The organism is Stenotrophomonas sp. CS3K5 (assembly GCF_059515225.1).
In genome coordinates, this window is the sequence record NZ_JCAKRX010000008.1 from 34199 (window position 1) to 54258 (window position 20060).

Genomic DNA, 20060 nt, shown 5'->3' on the forward strand with positions numbered 1-20060 from the left:
CTGAGCATGGGCTCGGCTCAACAGCATCAACGGCCTGCCTTGCCCCGGTAGCCGCAAACCTTGGTTGGCGCCCTGTGCCGACCAAGGTCGGCACCTGCCAGAGCCGCAACATCCGTCATACCCACGCAGATGTCACATCCTTGCGCTAGTCTGTAGCCAGGTCGCAACAGGAGTCATCGCATGCATCGCGCACGCCAGCATGCTGCCAGCCAGACCCGCGAGCGGCGCCACCGCCTCGCACATGAAGCCGCCCGCCTGATGGCCGAAGGCGGCATCCGCGACTACCACCAGGCCAAGTTGAAAGCCGCCAGCCGGCTCGGCATCCACGACGATGCCTCCCTGCCGCGCAACACCGAGATCGAAGACGCCCTGCGCGAGTACCAGCGGCTGTTCTCCGGGCCGCAGCACGGCAATGAGCTGCAGCGCCGCCGCGAGGCCGCGCTGCGCGCGCTGGAGTTCCTGCATGGCTTCACCCCGCGCCTGGCCGGCCCGGTACTGGACGGCACCGCCGACGCCAACAGTCCCGTGCAGTTGCACCTGCACAGCGATGACCCGGAAGCCGTGCACCGCTTCCTGGATGAGCATGGCATCCCTGCCGAATCGCGGGTGCGCCGGCTGCGCATGGACCGCGAGCGCAGCCTCGACGTACCGGTGTGGGTGTTCAGTGCCGAAGAGCTGACCTTCGATCTGGCCGTGCTGCCGTATGACGCCCTGCGCCAGGCGCCCTTGTCGCCGGTGGACGAGAAGCCGATGCGCCGCGCGTCCGCCGCGCAGTTGCGGCAGGTGTTGGCCGACGCCGAGATCACAGCGTACATCGGGGGATGACAGCGCGCCGGGCCCTGCCCGGCGCTTCCCGCTGCGTTACCAGAGCAGGTGCGGGTCCAGTGCATCGCCGTGCAGAACACGCGCCATCCATGGCGCCGCTGCGCGATGCGGGTACTCCAGCATCATCCGCGCGTGCATCCTTTGCAGCTCGCCCAGCAGCCAGAGCTGGTCATGCGTGTCACCGAACCCATCGGACCATGCGCTGCGTACGCGTACCCGCTCGCCACCGCTGAGGTCGGGCATCCTGTCCAGCGGCACCTCCAGGATCGCCTGCAGGCCTACGGTGATCGACCTGTTCTCCGCCTCGGCCCGGCGCAGCAGTTGCAGGTGATGCAGCACCCGGTTGCAGTCATAAGGGAAGCAGCCGTCCGTCGCATCGATGTACTCGGCGACATCCGCGAGCAGATTGGCCTTCAGCTTCCAGAGCATCTCGCTCTGCAGCACCTGGCGCACACGCATCGCGCGCAGCGTGCCATCGCGCACCGCTTCCGGCGTCGCGAAGGGATCGCCGCCGCTGCCATTGCCATTGCCATGGCGGACCAGCACGATGCGATGGATCGCCTCGCGCGAGACACTCTCCACACGCACGGCCACCACATCCGGATGCACGCGCGGTGGTGGCAGACCGACCACCCGTGCGTAGTACCAGAGCACCAGCACCACGCCGGCCAGGCACGACGCGCTCAACAGCGACCATCGATCCAGATGCCGGGTGTAGTAGCGATAGCGCGCACGCCACAGGTAATAGCTACGGTAGCTGATAAAGCGGCTCATGAACCGGTACACTGCCATCTCCTCGGCCAGTGCCCCGGCACGGCGGGGCTTGTTACGCGCACCACGCCGGGGCGTCATGGCTTACCAGCCGATGCCCACACCCACGCCCAAGGTGCGTTCACCACTGTTGGTGAACGCACCATTGAGGCTGAAGGTGGCCGAGCCCTTGTCGTTGAGCACGCGCTGGTAACCGACCGCCATCGCCGACTCGCCATCGCTGTAGCCCACACCGGCACCGAGGCGGTTGTAGGTGGCAAGGCCAGCGGTGTTCATCGCCATTGCGCTCTGTGCGCTGCTCATCGCCGCCATGCGGTTGAAGCGCTTGTCCATCCTGTTCAGGCGCGCATCGACCTCGCGGGAGATGCCGTCGCTGTACTCATTGGCGCGGGCCAGCATCCGCTCCAGCTCAGCGGTGTCGACCTGCGGCGTGGGCGAGGCGGTGGCGTCGTTCTTCGGTGCAGTCTGTTGCACTGGCGCTGCGCCCTCCGCTGCGGACGCAATCGGTGGCGCTCCGTTGATGTCCGCAGCTGGCGCCCCCTCTTCGACAGGCGGTGCCGACATCATCGCCAACGCGCGCGGCTGCGCCTGGTCATCGACACGCTGCTCCAGCCCGTCCATGCGGCCATTCAGTTGCTGCTGCACGGCATGCAACTGGCCACCGTTGACCGCTTCGCGGCTGCCAGCGGCGACCAGGCCGTTGGCCACGTTGGACAACACCATGCCATCGGCACCTGCAAAACTGATCTGGTCCCGGCCATCGGCGCGGAGATGGCCGGCATCCTGGAACATGGCGTGAAGCCGGGTTTCGACCTGGTCGATACGACGGCCGCCGGTGACGATGGCCGAATCAAGGGTGGCCAGCGCATCACCGACGGTTCGTTGTTCAGCGCCCTGCACGGTGTAGGTCGGGGCGATGATGCCGCCGCCCGCATCGACATCGGCGCCGCCACCCAGGGTGAACAGCGAGAGGCGCATCTGCTCGACGGTCACTGCGTCATGCCCGTCAATGCCACGGTTCACGTTGATCAGGCGCCGCTTCAACCCGAGGTTGCCCACGGACACCACATTGGAGCGATCGGCATACGAGCCATAGCCGAGAGCGACCGCATTGTCCGCGCCTGCGCCCACGCGGGCGGCGGCCCCGAGCGCCACACCCGCCCCGGTCTCGACACGGGAGTTCGCCCCCAGAGCAAAGCCGTCGGTGGCCCCCTCAAGCACATATGCGGCACGACCCAGCGCAACCGAGTTCGTACCCAGTGCCTTGGTGAAGCTTCCCACCGCGGTCCCGCCCTCCCGTCCAGGCCCGGTGGTGGCCTCTGACGATTCCCCCATGGCCACGCCGAACCATCCTGCGCCCGCAGGCTCGCTTTCGTCATCGGTACCAATCCTGAAGAACCGGCCCACATCTTCGAGCGTGCGGACCCGCTGATTCGTGGTGAACAGCTGCCCGCCGTTGACAGCATCGGTGCTTGCGGCGGACGACACGTCGCCTGCCGCAACACGTTGTATCGTGCCCCCGGCCGCGTCCACATTGCCATCTGCACCAAATCGCACGACGCCCTCCAGTTCCGGGTCGAAGTCCTCAAACTCGGCACGCAGCCGTTCCAGGTCGATGCGGTTGTCGCCGATGCGCTGATCATGCGCGGCGATCTGCCGGCGCTGGTCGTCGACCGTCAGGCGGGTCGCATGCAGCTGGCGCCCGGTCACGGCATCACTGCTGGAGGTACTCAGCGTGCCATCGGCTACACCGATGATCTTCCTGTTCGCACTCGACCTGTTGCGGATATCGAGCACCAGGCCGCTGTTCTCCGCGCCCACCCGCACGTTTCCAGTCGTCGATGCCTGGCTGATCAAGCCTCGCAGCACGGTCGCCTGGGACAGCGCCGCGTCCGCTGAGTTCTGTGCTGCGTTGGCCACGCTTCTGGCAGCGGTGACATTGGTATTGGTGGTGTTGAGCTGCCTGCCCGTCACCACATCGCTGCTGGATGCACTCAGCGTGCCATCGGCTACACCGGTGATCTTCCTGTTCGCACTCGACCTGTTGCGGATATCGAGCACCAGGCCGCTGTTCTCCGCGCCCACCCGCACGTTTCCGGTCGTCGATACCTGACTGATCAAGCCTCGCAGCACGGTCGCCTGGGACAGCGCCGCGTCCGCTGAGTTCTGTGCTGCGTTGGCCACGCTTCTGGCAGCGGTGACATTGGTATTGGTGGTGTTGAGCTGTCTGCCCGTCACCACATCGCTGCTGGATGCACTCAGCGTGCCATCGGCTACACCGGTGATCTTCCTGTTCGCACTCGACCTGTTGCGGATATCGAGCACCAGGCCGCTGTTCTCCGCGCCCACCCGCACGTTTCCGGTCGTCGACACCTGACTGATCAAGCCTCGCAGCACGGTCGCCTGGGACAGGGCCGCGTCCGCTGAGTTCTGTGCTGCGTTGGCCACGCTTCTGGCAGCGGTGACATTGGTATTGGTGGTGTTGAGCTGCCTGCCCGTCACCGCATCGCTGCTGGACGCGCTCACTGTGCCATCGGCCACATTGACGATCCCGCGCTTATGGGTGCTGTTGCCAACGGAAAGCTGGTTGCTGCCGGTGGTCACCGAGTTGGCGCCGATGGCAATGGACTCGACGTGCTGGGCGCGCGATCCGCTGCCAATCGAGATCGTGTTCTGGCCGTTGGCGTAGGCATCGTGCCCCAGTGAAGTGGCCCCCACGCCGTTGGTGGCAGCCCGCGTGCCTATCGCCGTGCCCTGTGATCCATTCATGTTGATGCCGTAACCGACCGCGACGTGGTCGTTGCCGCGTGCATGGCTTTCGGTGCCGTAGACATTGCTGCGGTAGCCATTGATGCTGGAGCGAGAGCCCAGGATCATGCTCTTGTCACCGGATATGCTCGAATCCCGGTAAGTGCTGTCAACCGTCAACGCAAGCTGATGGTAGAGCCCGGACATCGTGGCCGCTGGCAGGAATGGTATGGACGGAGCGGCGAAGACCGCAACCGGGAACACTGTCGCGGCAGCCGGCGCAGCGTGGTGGTCATCTTCGTCATCCTCGTTGCCGGCCCAGGCCGGGAGGGCCATCGCCAGGCCCAGGGCAAGACTGGTCACAGCCATCCATCTGCGCGGCGCGACGCGGTCGCATGGCCGACGGCGGGGAATGCCGGCCTGCATGCGGAAGCGGGGGGGAAGCGGAATCGTACTCATCGGGTTCTCCTTGACACACTGCGTGAATGCCGCCACTGGCCTGCAACCGCCCAGCGGCGGCGATGGTTCAGGGGGTGAGCGTCTGCACGTGCTCGCGATATCCATCGCGGGTGAGCCGATAGCGCAGCTGGACGCTGTGGCCGGGCTGCAGGTCGAACGGCAGGGCCACCTGGCTGCCGGGGTACAGGCTCCGCGACAGCACGTGCGCCGTGCAACGAGTGCCTTGGCAATCGGCCACGCTGGTGATGCCCAGGCGCAACGTTCCGGCGTTGTGCAGCACGTTGTCTCGCACCTGCACGTCGACCCGCCCATCGGCGGGCACCACGTTCACCAGGGCTCCCCACACCAGGCTCACGCCGAGACTGGCTCTGGCCGAGCTGTTGCCGGTGGCAAGCGTGCCTTCTTCCGGCCCCCGCACACCTTCGAAGTAGACGCGATAGGCGGTCTCGCGCTGTACAGGCTGCAGCGGGATCACACGAATGAGTCGATTGCCACCGCCTGCCAGCGCGAACTTCGCCGGCGTGATCGCAATGGCCGCCGTACTCGGCTCGATATCCACCTCCCGCTCATCCGCGTCGGCGGCATGGTCGATGCGCTTCAGCGATGCCTGTACGTACTGCGCCTGGGTGGACTGGGAGTACACGCGGATGTGGGTGCCCTTGCGCGCGTCCACGGAGGCCCGCATCGGGTGCACGGTCAGGTTGGCCTGCGCGCTGGGAAGGACCAGCAGCAGGGAAAGAGGCAGGCAACGCAGGGCAAGGTTTCTCATGTTGTCTCCAGGCATCAGGGGGTTGCGGTCGGCACGCGCAGTTCCACCTGCAGCTGGCCTTCGTAGTAACCGGCGTCCTTGCTGGTACTGGGAAAGCGCGGCGTGACCAGGGTCATCGGGGTGGGGACGCAGAACACCGGCTGATTCATCCCCGGCAGGATCACCAGGCGCAGGCGCGCGCTGTCGATGCCCTGCAGCTGCTGCTCCACGCCGTTGGACATGGGCACGGCAGCGCCGTTGTGATCGAGCGTGACCGTGTAGTCCACACGCTTCCGTTCATCGCCGCGGCCGTCGCGGTGCCATACCGAGAAGCCTGTGGCTCCAGGTGCCCTTGCACCCGCGTCGCGCGCGGTCACGCCGAGGTACAGGCTCTGCGATCCGAGGCCGTCATACAGGCACATGTCCACCACCTTCCTGCCCTCGATGGTCTGCGCGAACGGGTTGTAGCGCAGGTCAAGGCCGACGCTCGGCGTTGCGTGATCGAATTCAGGGAGATAGACGGCCACCGCATTGCGGTCGGTGACGGTCAGCGAGAAATTGAAGGAATACGTTGCCAGCCGGCCGCCGTTGGGGACATTCGCATGGAGCTCCAGCTTCGCGGTCCAGACGCCGGCGACCAGCTTGCGAAGCTCGCCGGACGCGATGGACAGTTGTGCCCCGGTGCCGGCCGGCTCATCCAGGGCACAGCCAATGGCATGCGTGGACCAGGGCGCAAGAATCAGGTTCTGCCAGTAGTTGCCCAGGCAGGAGCGGCCCGAAAGCGCGCGCTCCAGCCCTGCCCGCACGTTCAGCTCGGCCCTCATCTGCGATCGTTCTTCGACGAAGCTGAGCTGGATGCTGCGCAGGCCCGGTGTGCTGTCGGCCTGGCCGCTGGCGGGGCAGCGCCCGGTCTCCCCGTTGCCTGGGTTGCACACCAGGTGCAGCGCCCCGAACTGCAGGGAGAGATCGGTATGGTCATACGCCAGCACCGTCCGCGGCGCCCACAGTTCGATATCTCCCGGCATCGCCGAGCGATCCCAAGACATCACGATGTCGCGGCGCTCGCTGGCCGGATGTACTTCCGGCGGCCGCTGCGCGGACGCATTGAGGGAGAACATGCCCAGGGCGCACGCCAGCGCCACCGCCCAACCCGTGAAATGCTTCATGGCCCGCCTCCCACGGCAGCGGTCTGCGGCGTCGCCGCGATCAGGGCCCGCTCCTGCAGCAGGCGCGTCACCCGCGCCTGCTGGCGGATGCCCGCAGGCAGCTGTGCCACCGCCAGTGCTTCGCACCGGACCTCGCCTACCAGCAGCAGCACGCTGCGGCGCTCACGCACCTGCAGCGGACACTGCAGCAGGCGGTCGTCCTGCAGCAGGTACAACGACTTCTCGCGCCTCGGGAAGTCCGCCACGAAGCCGCCATTGGCGCTGGTGCCCGCGACGGGCGCATTGAGGATGCGTGCACCGCCCAGCGGTACCCCTGCGATGTCACGCGCGTTGCCGATGAACGTGTACGTCACTTCGATCGGTACCGGCAGGCGAGCCAACCGCCCCGGTGCGAGGAACAGCGGCCGTGCGCCCATCGCCCCGGCCACGCGCACCACAGCGCTGCTGTCCAGCGCGCTCACGTCCTGCAGCTCGGCCCGATGCGCCTGATAGGCCGCCAGTGGCAGCAGCCGGCGCTCGCCCAACTGCAGGCGCTGGCTGCGCAGCCCCCCCACCTGCAGTTCGGCCGCCACGCCGGTCAGATCAACGTCGTCCGCATCATCCACCTGCACGGCCAGGCCGGCTTCGCTGCCGATGCCATCGCCCCAGTAGAAGCCCTGCCGGCCCAGCGCGAACCCCGAGCTGTGGGTGGCGCTGTAGGACATCTCGCTGCGGCCCTGTTGCCGGTAGGTCGCCAGCGTAGCGCCGGTATGGCCTGTTCCGTTCTGCAGCTGTGCCGCCGCAATGGCGCCATGGCGATCATCATTACTGCCACGCAGCTCCAGCGACGCTTCGCGGAAGTCGCTGTCATGCTCCTGCCGGAACACCTGCGCGGCGCTGTACTCCATCTGCGGGCGCGCATGCCGGGGCTGGCGCACATCCACCGCATAGCGACGCTGCGACAGGCCCGGCTCACGCCGCTGCAGGCGTGACAGGCTGAGATTGAGGTAGATGCCGCGATCAAGGCTGCTGCCGGCCGCGCCATCATTCCGCTGGTGCCAGGCCCCCAGCCGCGCCGATACGCTGAACTCGCTCCAGCGCCGGCTGACGCTGTAGCTCGTCTGCCACGTGCGGGCACGTTGCATCCGCCGGTCCAGTTCGGGGCGCGACGGTGGCAACCACGGCACGCCGCCGCCCACGGGGTCATCGATGCCGTCCATCCAATCCCGGCCCGGGCGCCAGCTCTGGCGCCGCGTGTATCCCAGGTAGAGGCTGCCTGATGCCACCGGCAATGCCATCGATGCGCTCAACGAGTCCGTGCAACCCAGCCGGTCACGCGCGTCATCCTCCTGCCAGCACGCGGTGCCACGCTGCCGCTGGTGATACACGTTCCAGGAGGCACGGCGGCGGTAGGACAGCTGTTGCTGTTGTCCACGGCTACCGTCACTGCCATGCATGAGGCTGGCGCTTGCACGGATGTCCTGGGTGGGAAATGCATGGCGCAGATCCAGGCGCACCTCGCTGTAACGATGGCCTCCCATGTCGGCTGCACCGGCGGTCAACGCCAGGTCACGGCTCAGGGGAATGCGCACGCCGGCCAGGAAGGCCGACTCGCCATCGAAACGGTCATCGCGGCGCTCGTCGCGGCGCCCGCCCTGTACAAGCCACTGCACGCTGCTGTTGGTCCAGTCGCCGCCTTTGTCGAAAGGCGCGTCCTCGGTGCGCACCAGTACACCGTCTTCGTAGATGCGCAGCGCGACCGTATAGGTGCCAAATGGAAAACGGCGTGTATCGAGCTGGTTGATGCCGGCCTGCAGGTAGAAGGTCTGCAGCAGGCGCTCACCGTCGAAGGCATCCACGCGCGCGTCGCGTGCCAGCAGCACCGTCAAGGGCGTGGCCTGCACGGCAGCGTCGGCGTTGACGTAGGCCTGGGTCGTTCCCAGGCGGATTCCCTGGAAGCGATCCAGCGGCAGCATGCTGAAGTTGAACGTGCCACCCTGCGGACTGGACAGGTTGCGACGGTCCATGCGCCCGGCCTGCAGATAGTGCTGCGGTCCAAGATCGTGGCGGTAGTAGCCGCTGTTGAGCTGGACGTCCGAGCGACCGCCATGATGACGGTAGCGCTGGTGATTGAAGTTCCACTCGGCGGCCAGATGGCCGCGGTTGAACAGCCCGAGCGTACCAATGCCCTGCGCGCTGGCCGCCTGGTAGTCACGGCCGCCACTGATGTTGAGCACCTGCTGGTGCAGGAATGCGTTCTCGACATTGCTGGAGATCTGGTTGAAGCGTTCCACCGCAGGTTCACCCGGAATCCAGTGGCGGGCCACGAACAGCCGTACGGCGCCTTCGCCCTCGTCGTACAGCGCGCGCACGGCATGAAGATCCTCGGGCGGATCGAGATAGCCGCAGCCCGCCTCGGCGCCACCGAAACGGCATGCCAGGTGGCTGTTGCGCGGCAACGGCCCTGACAGCGCAGGCAGCAGTGCCGCCTGTGCTTCGGGCGACAGGCCCAGCGCCTGCAAGACGCCCTCCGCCGCTTCCAGCTGTACGCTGTCCAGCGTCACGCGCACCGCTGAAAGGCCGGCAGAGCGCCCGAACAGGCTTACCTCGAGTTGTTCGGTCTGGCCATGGACCAGATCCTCGAAACCGGCAGGGACACCGCGCGCCGCGACCAGCGGCGTGGCCAGCGACAAGGCGAGCGCCACCGCCAGCCGGGTGACGGCGGGTGCGGGAGCTTTCATGGGGAGACGGCCGGAAGTGGCCGGCCCGTTGTACGGGCCGACACAGGTAAACGGGTGTTACGGCTTGACGTTCAGCACGATGCTGGCCATGCCTTGGTAGCTGCCGGCGGCAAGCGTGGCCAGCGTGGTCTGGGCGATGTCCAGGTTCATGGCGACCGAGGCATCAGGGATCGCGCCGTCGTACAACTCGGCCGCGGTGAACTCAATCGGCGTTGTCGACAGCGGCTTGCCGCCCAGGCGGACGCTCATTGGCACGTTGGCACCCGATGCGCTGCCCGGGATCAGCTCGACCGGCGCCTGCAGGCGTACCTGCACGTCGCTGGCGGTGTCGTTGGAAAAGATGCGTACGCGCTCGTTCCACGGGTTCAGACCACGGGTCGGGTTGTAGGTCAGCTTGACTGCATCGGCGATGGCGCTGCCGTCGGCCTTGAGCAGGGTGAGCGTGTTGTCGATTTCGGCAGTCAGGGTAATGTTGGTCTGGGCGGCGTTCGCCGACAGCGAAGCGGTAACCAACGCTGCAGCCAGCGCGGCCTTCTTGAGCATGTGCATGGGTGTCTCTCTCGGACAGGGGGAATGATCGAAATCCCCCCTTGCGGCCTGGCCGCAAGGGGGACGCCGCAGGCGGAGGTGGTTGCCGGCGACGGAGAGAATGCTAGGCGCCCAGCGCAGTTCAGCCTATTCAAGGATTCCTAAAAGATTGAACGTCAATGAGAATTCTTGAGGTCGCTCAATCTTTTGGGGTTATGCAACTTTTCTCACTGATCAAATGCAAGAAACCTCATTGCACCCATCACCGCTTTTGTACGGTCGAACCATGCTCCACTGCGGTTCGCATCGCACGCATGAAGCGTGCATGGCCCGGTGCTGGAATCGTTTCACCCCTGCATGCAGCAGATCTACCGGACGCGCACTGCTGGCACCATCAGGCAGCAAGAAAGCGCCCCGCTCAGGCGGGGCGCTCCTGGTACATGCTGCGCCGGGCCAGCGGCACGCCGATCGTCATACCAGAGTGACTGGTTGCCGCAGCCGGCCCAAGCAATGCTCAGAAAAAGATCGCGTACAGGATAAGCAGCGGAATCGGCACGCCCAGCAGCCAAAGCAGAATCATTTTCATGTCAGGTCTCCTTGCATGGAATTCAGACTACAGGTCACGGCGACGCCCTCCCCAGGTGGCGCTGAGGCTGGCGAAGAACGCGCCGATCAGCAGGGTGATGAACAGCCACAGCGCGGCATGCGCGGCGGCCTTGCGGGCATCGTCGGCCGCCTGCTTGGCGGTGGTCTTTGCCTTCTCCAGTGCGGCACGCATACGTGTCTGCACATCGGTCACACGGGCCTGCGCTTCGGTCGGGCTCATGCCGGTTTCGCGCGCGATGAGCTGCGACAGGTACTGGGTGTCGGCCGGGTCGAGGCCATCGCCCTGCAGGCTGTTGACGATGATGCGGTTCACTTCGGCGCGCAGTTCACGACGGTCTCCCGCCGGTGCACGGCCCGGCATCGGGCGCGGCGGCGCCATGCCGGCCTCGCGCGGGCCCGCATTCGGTGCCTGCGGCGGAGCCGCGTTCGGCTCCATCGGCGCGCCTGGCGGTGGCGGCGCCGAGGGATCGGCAGCACCGGCGTTGGTGGCACTGCGGAACAGGGAATCCACCCAATAGTTGAGATCGCCTTCCGGTGCGGCCGCGGCGGCACTACCGGCACCTGCGGCGGCAACGCCTGCCGTGGATGCAGCGGCGCCTGCAGTGGCGCCGGCCACTTTCGCGCCCGTGCCGAGCACGCCGCCGATGGCCGAGGTCAGCAGGCCGGCGGTTAGCAGCGTGGCCACCGCCCACGACACGAAGCCGTGCGCGGTATCGCGGAAGTAGGTTTCATCGCCGTGGATCTGCGTCCACTTGGTGCGCAGGCGGCCGGCCAGATAGCCACCCAGGCCGGAAGCGGCCAGTGCGGTGAAGGTGAGCCAGGCGATGCTGGACCAGCCGAAAGTTTCCTTGCTGACGCCTTCGAACGACCACGGCGACACCGAGGAGAGGCCAAGGCCGACACCGAGGATAAGCAGGATGAGGGAGAGCGCTGCGGCGCCGGCGGCACCAGCGAAGATCGCGCCCCAGGACACGGCGCTTTCGCTGGCAGGCGGCACGACCGGGGCGGTGACGACCGTGGCGATGTCGGGACCGAGCGGACCGCGCTCGGGTGGATCAAAACGGGTATTCATGGAATGGACGCTCCGTGTATGCAGTGCTGCGGGTGCAGCTGGCGTCCTGAGGCTGCGCGAGCGGTTGTGAAGCTGGTGAGACCCTTGAATCACGCGGTCTTTGCACGACGGCCGTGCCAGGGCGCGGTAGTTCAGCGCCATGCCTGGATGCTCTCTGTGGACACCACAGAGCGTGCCAACCAAGGTTGGCACCTACCCAGACGCAAAAAAAAAACGCCCCGCGGATGCGGGGCGTTTTCAGCACAATCCACGCAGGGCGATCAGCCCTGGTAGTCGCGCACGTCGCTGCCGGTGTAGACCTGGCGCGGACGGCCGATCTTCATTTCCGGATCGACCTGCTGTTCCAGCCAATGCGAGACCCAGCCGGAGGTACGGCCCAGGGCGAACATGACGGTGAACATCTCGGTCGGGATCTGCAGCGCCTTGTAGATGATGCCGCTGTAGAAATCGACGTTCGGGTACAGCTTGCGGGCGACGAAGTACTCGTCCTGCAGCGCGGCCTGTTCCAGCTTCACGGCCACGTCCAGCAGCGGATCCTGCACGCCCAGCTGCTTGAGCACCTTGCTGGTCATCTCACCGATGACCTTGGCGCGCGGGTCGAAGTTCTTGTACACGCGGTGGCCGAAGCCCATCAGGCGGAAGCCGGAGGTCTTGTCCTTGGCCTTGAGCACGGCGGACTCGACGTTGTCGGCAGTGCCGATCTCTTCCAGCATCTTCAGCACGGCTTCGTTGGCACCGCCGTGGGCCGGACCCCACAGCGCGGTGACGCCCGCGGCGACCGACGCGTACGGGTTGGCACCGGTCGAACCGACCAGACGCACGGTCGAGGTCGAGGCGTTCTGTTCGTGGTCGGCGTGCAGGATGAACAGCAGGTCCAGCGCCTTGACCACGTCCGGGTTCAGATCGTACTGGCCGTCAGCCGACTCGAAGGTCTGCTTCAGGAAGCGGCTGACGTAGTCCAGCGAGGTATCCGGCTTGTTGGCCGGCAGGCCCTTGCCGTGGCGGTAGATCAGCGCCGACAGGGTCGGCACCTTGGCGATCAGGCGCACGGCCGACTGGCGGCGCTGTTCGGCGTCGGACAGGTCCAGCGAGTCGTGGTAGATGGCCGACAGCTGCGCGATGGCCGCTGCGAGGATGGCCATCGGGTGGGCATCCTTGGCGAAGCTGGCGATCAGGGCGTTGACCGAATCGTCGACGTTGGCTTCGGCGGTCAGCTCATCGGTGAAGGCCTTCAGCTGCTCGGCGCTCGGGCGCTCGCCGTTGATCAGCAGGTAGGCCACTTCGACGTAGCTCGACTTTTCCGACAGCTGCTCGATCGGGTAGCCGCGGTACAGCAGCACGCCCTTGTCGCCGTCGATGTAAGTGATGGCGGACTTGCAGCTGGCCGTCGCGGTGAAGCCGGAATCGTAGGTGAAGAACCCCGTTTCCTTGGTCAGCTTCGCGATGTCGACGCAGTCGTTGCCAAGGGTGGGTTTGATGACGGGCAGAACGACCGACTTATCGCCGGCGTTGAGCGTGACCTGATCAAGATCGGACACTGTGTGCGCTCCTTCATGGGAAGGCGCCTGCCCAAGCGCATTGGTCAGGCACGTGAATGACGTCCACGACCTGTGTCGTGGATCACGCCATTATCGCACAGCAGCATTTGCCCGGCGCTAGACAGAAGTCGTAGACGGCAGGCAGCCAGAACCCGGCCAGCTACCAGCCCGGATCGGCAAAAGCGTTGTCACACGAACGCAGTGTTCCGTCCATCCAAACGCCCGTTGGGCAGGCATTGGGGAAAAACAAACGGCCGCGCAGAGCGCGGCCGTCGGTTCGAAGCTGGATCGACAGATCAGCGCGCGTAGCGCTTCTGGAACTTGTCGATACGGCCCGAGGTATCGATGACCTTGTGCTTGCCCGTGTAGAACGGGTGCGAAGCAGAGGAAATTTCAACCTTCACCAGCGGGTATTCGTTGCCGTCTTCCCACTTGATGGTTTCCTTCGTGCCCATGGTCGAGCGGGTCAGGATCTTGAAATCGGAGGTGACGTCATGGAAGACGACGTCGCGGTAGTTCGGATGGATATCGGCCTTCATGGGCTCACACCGTAAATGGGCTGGTGGTCAAGAGCGGCATTATAAGCACCGGTTGCCGCCCGGGGCAACCGGTGCTGGGCAATTGACTTCAGACCGCACCCAGGGCCTGGCGTACCAGGGCCTCGAAACGCAGCTGGTCGTAGGCCATCAGCAGATCGCAGTTGTCCGGCTGCCCGGTCTGGCGGTTCCAGTCGACGATGGTGGCACCGCGGCTGAACGTTCCGTTCAGCTCCACGTTCAGCGGACGCGATTCGACCTGCAGCTGCCCTTCCGGGTTCAGCGCCCAGGCCATGGCCACGGCATCGGCGGTGTACCAGCGGCCGCCCTTGGCGTCTTCCGACAGCGCGCGGGTCTTGCGCGAGATCAGCTCGTAGAAGCGGGCGCGATCGGAATCGGCCTGCAGCCACTGCTCGGCCTGCTCAAGCGGCAGGCCGTGGGCGACGGTGGCTTCCCAGTCCGACACCAGCAGGTGCTTGAACGAGGTGAACACCACGTGCGCCGCTTCCGGGTCGAAGGCGATGTTGAATTCGGCCGCCGGGGTGATGTTGCCATGGCAGGTGACCGCACCGCCCATCACCACGATGCGCTTGATGCGCTGTGGCAGGGTCGGGTCCAGCTTCAGCGCCAGCGCCAGGTTGGTCAGCGGGCCGAGCATCACCAGCATCAGTTCGCCGGCGTGCTCGTGCGACAGGCGCAGGATCGCCAGCGCGGCGTGCTCGGCCTCGGCCTGGCGGCTCGGCGGCGGCAGGTCCACGTCGCCGTAGCCATCGCGGCCATGCACGTGGGCGGCGTCGACGGAGGGATGCAGCAGCGGATCCGGGCTGCCGGCGAACACCGGCACGTCGGTGCGGCCGACGATGTCGCAGAGCTTGAGTGCGTTGCGGACGGTATATTCGAGGCCGACATTGCCGGCGGCGATGGTCAGGGCGACCACGTCATGCCGTTCATCGGCAAAGGCCATCAGCAGGGCCAGGGCGTCGTCCACACCGGGGTCGGTGTCGATCAACAGGGGGATCTTGTGGGTCATCGTTGCCGTCTTCAGATCGGCAACGAAGTGTGGACCGGGATGATGACCGTTGCAAGTACGGGGTGTTGGGGTTCGGCAGGGCTGCGCCCTGCACCCGCAGAAGCGGTAGTGCCGGCCGCTGGCCGGCAACTTCAACAGCAACGGCAAAAGCGGATTTCCTGGAGATGGCGGGGTGGGTCCGGTGGCGGGGGACGCCGTAAACCCGTCCATGGGGGCTTGGCCGCGGCATCCATGCCGCGGACACCCCCGCAACCGGACCCACCCCGCCTTCGACAGATCCCGCGACCTGTCGGAACGGCGTCCTGCCTTGGTAGGTGTCGACCTTGGTCGACACATCCACGCGATGCGTGGATGAACATGGAAATGATCGAAAAGACTTTCCGTAGAGTCGAGCCATGCTCGACTCCCGCGCGCAGCGCGAACGACAGCCGAGCATGGGCTCGGCTCTACAGGGATCAGGCCGAGGCGTAACGCACGGCGGTGCCGATCCAGCGCTGCACCACGCGGTCGGCCAGCGCCGGTTGCTGGTCCATCAGGCGCTCGGCCAGGTCGTGCACGCCGGGCAGCAGGCCGGCATCGCGGGCCAGATCTGCAATGCGGAAGCCCGCCAGACCGGTCTGCCGCGTACCCAGCAGTTCGCCGGGGCCGCGCAGTTCAAGATCCTTTTCGGCGATGACGAAACCATCGTTGGTTTCGCGCATGGTCTGCAGGCGCTCGCGTGCCATCTGCGAAAGCGGGGCCTGGTACAGCAACACGCAGCGCGATACCGCCGAACCACGGCCGACGCGGCCACGCAGCTGGTGCAGCTGGGCCAGGCCGAGGCGCTCGGCGTTTTCTATCACCATCAGCGAGGCATTGGGCACGTCCACGCCCACTTCGATCACGGTGGTCGCCACCAGCAGGTCGATCTGCCCGGCCTTGAACGCCACCATCGTCGCCAGCTTTTCCGCCGCTTTCAGGCGGCCATGCACCAGGCCCACACGCACGCCCGGCAGCAGCGCCTGCAGTGATTCGTAGGTGGCCTGCGCCGGGGTGGCATCCAGCTCTTCGCTTTCCTCGATGAGCGTGCACACCCAGTACACCTGCCGCCCTTCCTGGCAGGCCAGGGCGATGCGCTCGATCAGCTCCGGGCGGCGGTCGTTGTTCAGCGCCACGGTCTGCACCGGGGTGCGCCCCGGCGGCAGTTCGTCGATGGCCGACACATCCAGGTCTGCGTACTCGGACATCGCCAGCGTGCGCGGAATCGGCGTGGCGGTCATCACCAGCTGGTGCGGCACGCTGTTGCCGCCCGCGCCCTTGTCGCGCAGGGCCAGCCGCTGATGCACGCCAAAGCGGTGCTGCTCATCGACGATGGCCAGGGCCAGGTCCTGGAACACCACCGCCTCCTGCATCAGCGCATGGGTGCCGACCACCACCTGCGCTTCGCCGCTGGCGACCTGCTCCATCACCTTGGCGCGCGCCTTGCCGGTGACCTTGCCGGCCAGCCACGCGATGCGCACGCCCAGTGGTTCCAGCCAGCCGCGCAGGTTGTTGAGATGTTGTTCGGCCAGCAGCTCGGTGGGCGCGGCCAATGCGACCTGCTTGCCCTGCTCCACCGCCAGCATCGCCGCCAGCGCGGCGACGACAGTCTTGCCGGAGCCGACATCGCCCTGCACCAGCCGCAGCATCGGGCTGGGGCGGGCGAGGTCTTCGCGGATCTGCTTGAACACACGCGCCTGCGCACCAGTCAGGGCGAACGGCAGTTGCTTCAGCAGCGCTTTGGCCAGCTTGCCGGGGCCGGCCAGCGGCGGCGCGTGGTGCGCCTGCAGCGCAATGCGCTGACGGCGCAGGCTGAGGTGATGGGCCAGCAGTTCTTCCATCGCCAGGCGGCGCTGCGCCGGGTGCGTGCCTGCGGCCAGCGCGGCCAGATCGGCATCCGGCGGCGGCCGGTGCACGGTCAGCAGCGCGCTGCGCAGCGAAGGCAGGCCGAGGCCATCAAGCCAGCCGCTGGGCAGCAGTTCCAGCGTGCTTTCCTCGGGCAGCCGGTCCAGCGCCTGGCCGATCAGCTTGCGCATGGTCATCGGGCCCACGCCTTCGACGGTGGGATACACCGGGTCGAGGCGGTCGCCGAGTTCGGGATCGTCGTTGCGGCCCAGCACCTGGTAGCTGGGATGGACGATTTCCAGGCCGAGGTGGCCGGGCTTGGGCGTGCCGAAGCAGCGCAGCCGGTTGCCGACGGCGAATTGACCAACCTGCTGCTGGCGGAAATGGAAGAAGCGCAGCACCAGGGTGCCCTGCCCTTCATCTTCCACCGCCACCTTCAGCATCGGCCGGTAGCGCATTCCGCGCTCGACCGCCACCACCCGCCCTTCCACCTGCGCCGGCACGCCGTTGCGCAGGTCTTCGATGCGGGTCAGCCGGGTACGGTCTTCATAGCGCAGCGGCAGGTGCAGCCAGAGATCCTGCAGGGTGGCCAGGCCACGCGCCTGCAGTTTGGCGGCCACGGCCGGGCCCACGCCAGCGAGCATCGCCAGGGATGCTTCGCCGGACGGTGACAGGACCGGGGTGACCGCCGCCTTGCGTGCCACGTGGCGGTCAGTCGATGACCATCACCGCGTCGACCTCGAAGTTGGCGCCCTTCGGCAGGCCCGAGACTTCGATGGTGGAACGGGCCGGGTACGGGGCCTGGAAGTAGTCCTGCATGACCGCATTGACCTTGGCGAACTCGCCCAGATCGGTCAGGTACAGGCCCAGGCGCACGACCTTGTCCAGCGAGCCGCCAGCCGCTTCGGCCACCGCCTTGAGGTTGTCGAAGGCGCGGCGGGCCTGTGCCTCGACGTCGCCGGCACCAACGATGTCACCGGTGGCCGGGTCGAGCGGGATCTGGCCGGAGAAGTACACGGTGTTGCCGGCGCGCACGGCCTGCGAGTACGGGCCGATGGCGGCGGGGGCCTTTTCGGTGTTGATGATCTGGCGGGACATGGGTCGCTCCGGTGCGTTGGGGGAAAACAGAGCGGTGATTGTACCGGGTGGGGATGCATCCACGCATGGCGTGGATCTACCGCGCCGCTTCGGTAGTGCCGGCCGCTGGCCGGCAACCTCACAAATGTCGGAAGCACCGCGACGTTGCCGGCCAGCGGCCGGCACTACAGGGTGTGCGCAGGATCTACTGGCGGCGTACCGACTGCACGACCGACAGGCGACGCAGGCGGCGCATCACTTCGGCCAGGTGGTTGCGGTCGCGTACCTGGATGTTGAACGCCAGCACGGCGGCGTTGAAGTCGCGGTCCAGGTAGTCCACGCGCTCGATGTTGGAGTGGCTCTGCGCGATGGCGGCGGCCAGCTGCGCCAGCACGCCGGTGCCGTTCTCCACTTCCACCACCAGCGAGGTGTCGTAGTCGCCGGAGACGGTGGTGTCCCAGCCGATCGGCACCCAGCGCTCGGGCGACTTGCGCAGCTCGGCCAGGTTCGGGCAGTCCATGCGGTGCACCACAATGCCCTTGCCGGCGGTGTGGTAGCCCATGATCTCGTCGCCGGGAATCGGCTGGCAGCAGCCGGCGAAGGTGACCACGCCGCGCTCGCTGCCGTTGATCAGGATCTTTTCCTGCGAATGGTGGCGCGAATGCGGGCCGCCCCGCAGTTCGGCGTAGGCCATCAGTGCCTGCGCGGCCTGGGTCGGCATCCAGTTGCCCAGTGCGACCTCGGCCAGCAGCGCCTCCAGGCGCGGGAAGCGGTGTTCGGTAAGGAACGCATCCAGGCGCCCCTTGGGCAGCCGCTCCAGCGACGAATCCATCGCTTCCAGCGCACGGTCGAGCATGCGATGGCCCAGCTGCACGGCGTCCTCGTGCTCCAGCTGCTTGAGCTGGTGGCGGATGGCGGTGCGCGCCTTGCTGGTAACCACGAATTCCAGCCACTGCGGTTTCGGCGTGGCCGAGCGTGCGGTGATGATCTCCACCGACTGCCCCGACACCAGCTTGGTGCGCAGTGGCACCAGCTTCTTGTCCACCCGCGAGGCCACCGCCATGTTGCCGACGTCGGTATGCACGGCGTAGGCAAAGTCGAGCGCGGTGGAGTTGCGCGGCAGCGCCAGGATCTTGCCCTTCGGGGTGAACAGGTAGACCTCGTCCGGGAACAGGTCGACCTTGACGTTGTCGAGGAACTCCAGCGAGGAACCGGCCGCGCGCTGCGAGTCGATCAGTTCGACGATCCAGGCGTGGGCGCGGCTCTGCGCACTGTTGGGCGAATCGCCACCGAACTTGTAGGTCCAGTGCGCGGCCACGCCACGCTCGGCGATCAGGTCCATTTCCTCGGTACGGATCTGCACTTCGATCGGCGAACCGTACGGCCCGAACAGCACGGTGTGCAGCGACTGGTAACCGTTGGCCTTGGGGATGGCGATGAAGTCGCGGAAGCGCCCATCCAGCGGCTTGAAGGTGGCATGCACCGAACCCAGCGCGTGGTAGCAGCTGGGCACGCTGCGCACGACCAGGCGGAAACCGAACACGTCCATCACCTGGTCGAAGGATTTGTTCTCGTCGCGCATCTTGTTGTAGATGCTCCACGGCGTCTTGATGCGGCTGACCAGACGGTGCTCGATCCCCTCCTTGGCCAGGCGCTGCGACAGCTGCACTTCCACCTGCGCCATCGCCTCGCGGCGCACCACCGGCTGGCTGCGGATGTGCTTTTCGATGATCGCGTGGCGCCACGGGTACAGCGCCTTGAAGCCCAGGTTCTGCAGCTCGCTCTTGACCAGGCTCATGCCCAGGCGCTGGGCGATGGGCGCGTAGATCTCCAGCGTCTCGCGGGCGATGCGGCCGCGTGCTTCGCGGCTCTGCGCGCCCAGCGTGCGCATGTTGTGCAGGCGGTCGGCCAGCTTGATCATGATCACGCGCAGGTCGCGCGACATCGCCAGCAGCATCTTGCGGAAGCTCTCGGCGGCCGCTTCCTGGCGGTCGCGGAACTTGAGCTTGTCCAGCTTGGTGACGCCGTCAACCAGTTCGGCCACAGCTTCGCCGAACTCGGCGGCCAGCGCCTCGCGGGTCAACGGGGTGTCTTCGATGGTGTCGTGCAGGATCGCGGCGATCAGCGCTTCCACGTCCAGGCCCAGCTCGGCCAGCACCTGCGCCACCGCCACCGGATGGGTGATATAGGGCTCGCCCGACTTGCGCGTCTGCCCGGCATGCGCGGCGGCTCCGACTTCCCAGGCGCGGCGCAGCAGCGGCAGCTGCTCCGGCGGCAGGTAGTGGGCGGCGCGTTCAAGCTGGAGGACGTAGTCGGGTACGGCGGCAGCGGGGACTGCGGCGACCTTGGCAGTGGGGCCTGGGTTCATGCCCG

At 66.6% G+C, this 20060-nt stretch carries 14 protein-coding genes; 1 reads left to right on the forward strand and 13 read right to left on the reverse strand.

The window, feature by feature from the left end; all coding sequences use genetic code 11:
- Positions 1-180 precede the first annotated feature (180 nt).
- Positions 181-825, forward strand: coding sequence for a hypothetical protein (locus AC5YGJ_RS12995; protein ID WP_107231665.1), 645 nt, complete (start codon positions 181-183; stop codon positions 823-825).
- A 36-nt stretch (positions 826-861) separates the two neighbouring features.
- Here AC5YGJ_RS12995 and AC5YGJ_RS13000 read toward each other — a convergent pair whose 3' ends face one another.
- From AC5YGJ_RS13000 to AC5YGJ_RS13060, 13 genes are all read right to left on the reverse strand, one after another.
- On the reverse strand, positions 862-1611 hold the full coding sequence (locus AC5YGJ_RS13000) for a hypothetical protein (protein ID WP_496186767.1): 750 nt from the start codon (positions 1609-1611) through the stop codon (positions 862-864).
- Between the two features lie 69 nt (positions 1612-1680).
- Positions 1681-4803 (reverse strand): YadA-like family protein, encoded by a 3123-nt coding sequence (locus tag AC5YGJ_RS13005; protein WP_496186768.1) that lies wholly within the window; start codon positions 4801-4803, stop codon positions 1681-1683.
- Between the two features lie 67 nt (positions 4804-4870).
- A complete protein-coding gene (locus AC5YGJ_RS13010) occupies positions 4871-5572 on the reverse strand; it encodes a pilus assembly protein (protein WP_309334120.1) in 702 nt (233 codons plus the stop codon).
- 14 nt (positions 5573-5586) lie between these two features.
- Positions 5587-6717, reverse strand: coding sequence for a CblD like pilus biogenesis initiator family protein (locus AC5YGJ_RS13015; protein ID WP_496186769.1), 1131 nt, complete (start codon positions 6715-6717; stop codon positions 5587-5589).
- The gene (locus AC5YGJ_RS13020) at positions 6714-9437 is read right to left on the reverse strand and encodes a TcfC E-set like domain-containing protein (protein ID WP_496186770.1); all 2724 of its coding nucleotides are present in this window, start codon (positions 9435-9437) and stop codon (positions 6714-6716) included. Before AC5YGJ_RS13020 ends, AC5YGJ_RS13015 begins: the two co-directional genes overlap by 4 nt.
- 57 nt (positions 9438-9494) lie before the next feature.
- Positions 9495-9986 (reverse strand): CS1 type fimbrial major subunit, encoded by a 492-nt coding sequence (locus tag AC5YGJ_RS13025; RefSeq protein ID WP_496186771.1) that lies wholly within the window; start codon positions 9984-9986, stop codon positions 9495-9497.
- Between the two features lie 592 nt (positions 9987-10578).
- Positions 10579-11643, reverse strand: coding sequence for a hypothetical protein (locus tag AC5YGJ_RS13030; RefSeq protein WP_496186772.1), 1065 nt, complete (start codon positions 11641-11643; stop codon positions 10579-10581).
- Positions 11644-11903: 260 nt separating this feature from the next.
- Positions 11904-13181: a citrate synthase gene (locus tag AC5YGJ_RS13035; RefSeq protein ID WP_496186773.1), complete on the reverse strand. Its 1278-nt coding sequence runs from the start codon at positions 13179-13181 to the stop codon at positions 11904-11906.
- 296 nt (positions 13182-13477) lie between these two features.
- Positions 13478-13720 (reverse strand): type B 50S ribosomal protein L31, encoded by a 243-nt coding sequence (locus AC5YGJ_RS13040; protein WP_249842982.1) that lies wholly within the window; start codon positions 13718-13720, stop codon positions 13478-13480.
- Positions 13721-13808: 88 nt separating this feature from the next.
- Positions 13809-14747: a nucleoside hydrolase gene (locus AC5YGJ_RS13045; RefSeq protein ID WP_496186774.1), complete on the reverse strand. Its 939-nt coding sequence runs from the start codon at positions 14745-14747 to the stop codon at positions 13809-13811.
- Between the two features lie 455 nt (positions 14748-15202).
- Positions 15203-17314, reverse strand: coding sequence for an ATP-dependent DNA helicase RecG (recG, locus tag AC5YGJ_RS13050; protein ID WP_496186775.1), 2112 nt, complete (start codon positions 17312-17314; stop codon positions 15203-15205).
- Positions 17315-17321: 7 nt separating this feature from the next.
- Positions 17322-17708, reverse strand: a complete 387-nt coding sequence (locus AC5YGJ_RS13055; RefSeq protein ID WP_005410875.1) for a RidA family protein — start codon at positions 17706-17708, stop codon at positions 17322-17324.
- A gap of 184 nt (positions 17709-17892) precedes the next feature.
- On the reverse strand, positions 17893-20055 hold the full coding sequence (locus AC5YGJ_RS13060) for a RelA/SpoT family protein (protein WP_107231655.1): 2163 nt from the start codon (positions 20053-20055) through the stop codon (positions 17893-17895).
- Positions 20056-20060: the final 5 nt, after the last annotated feature.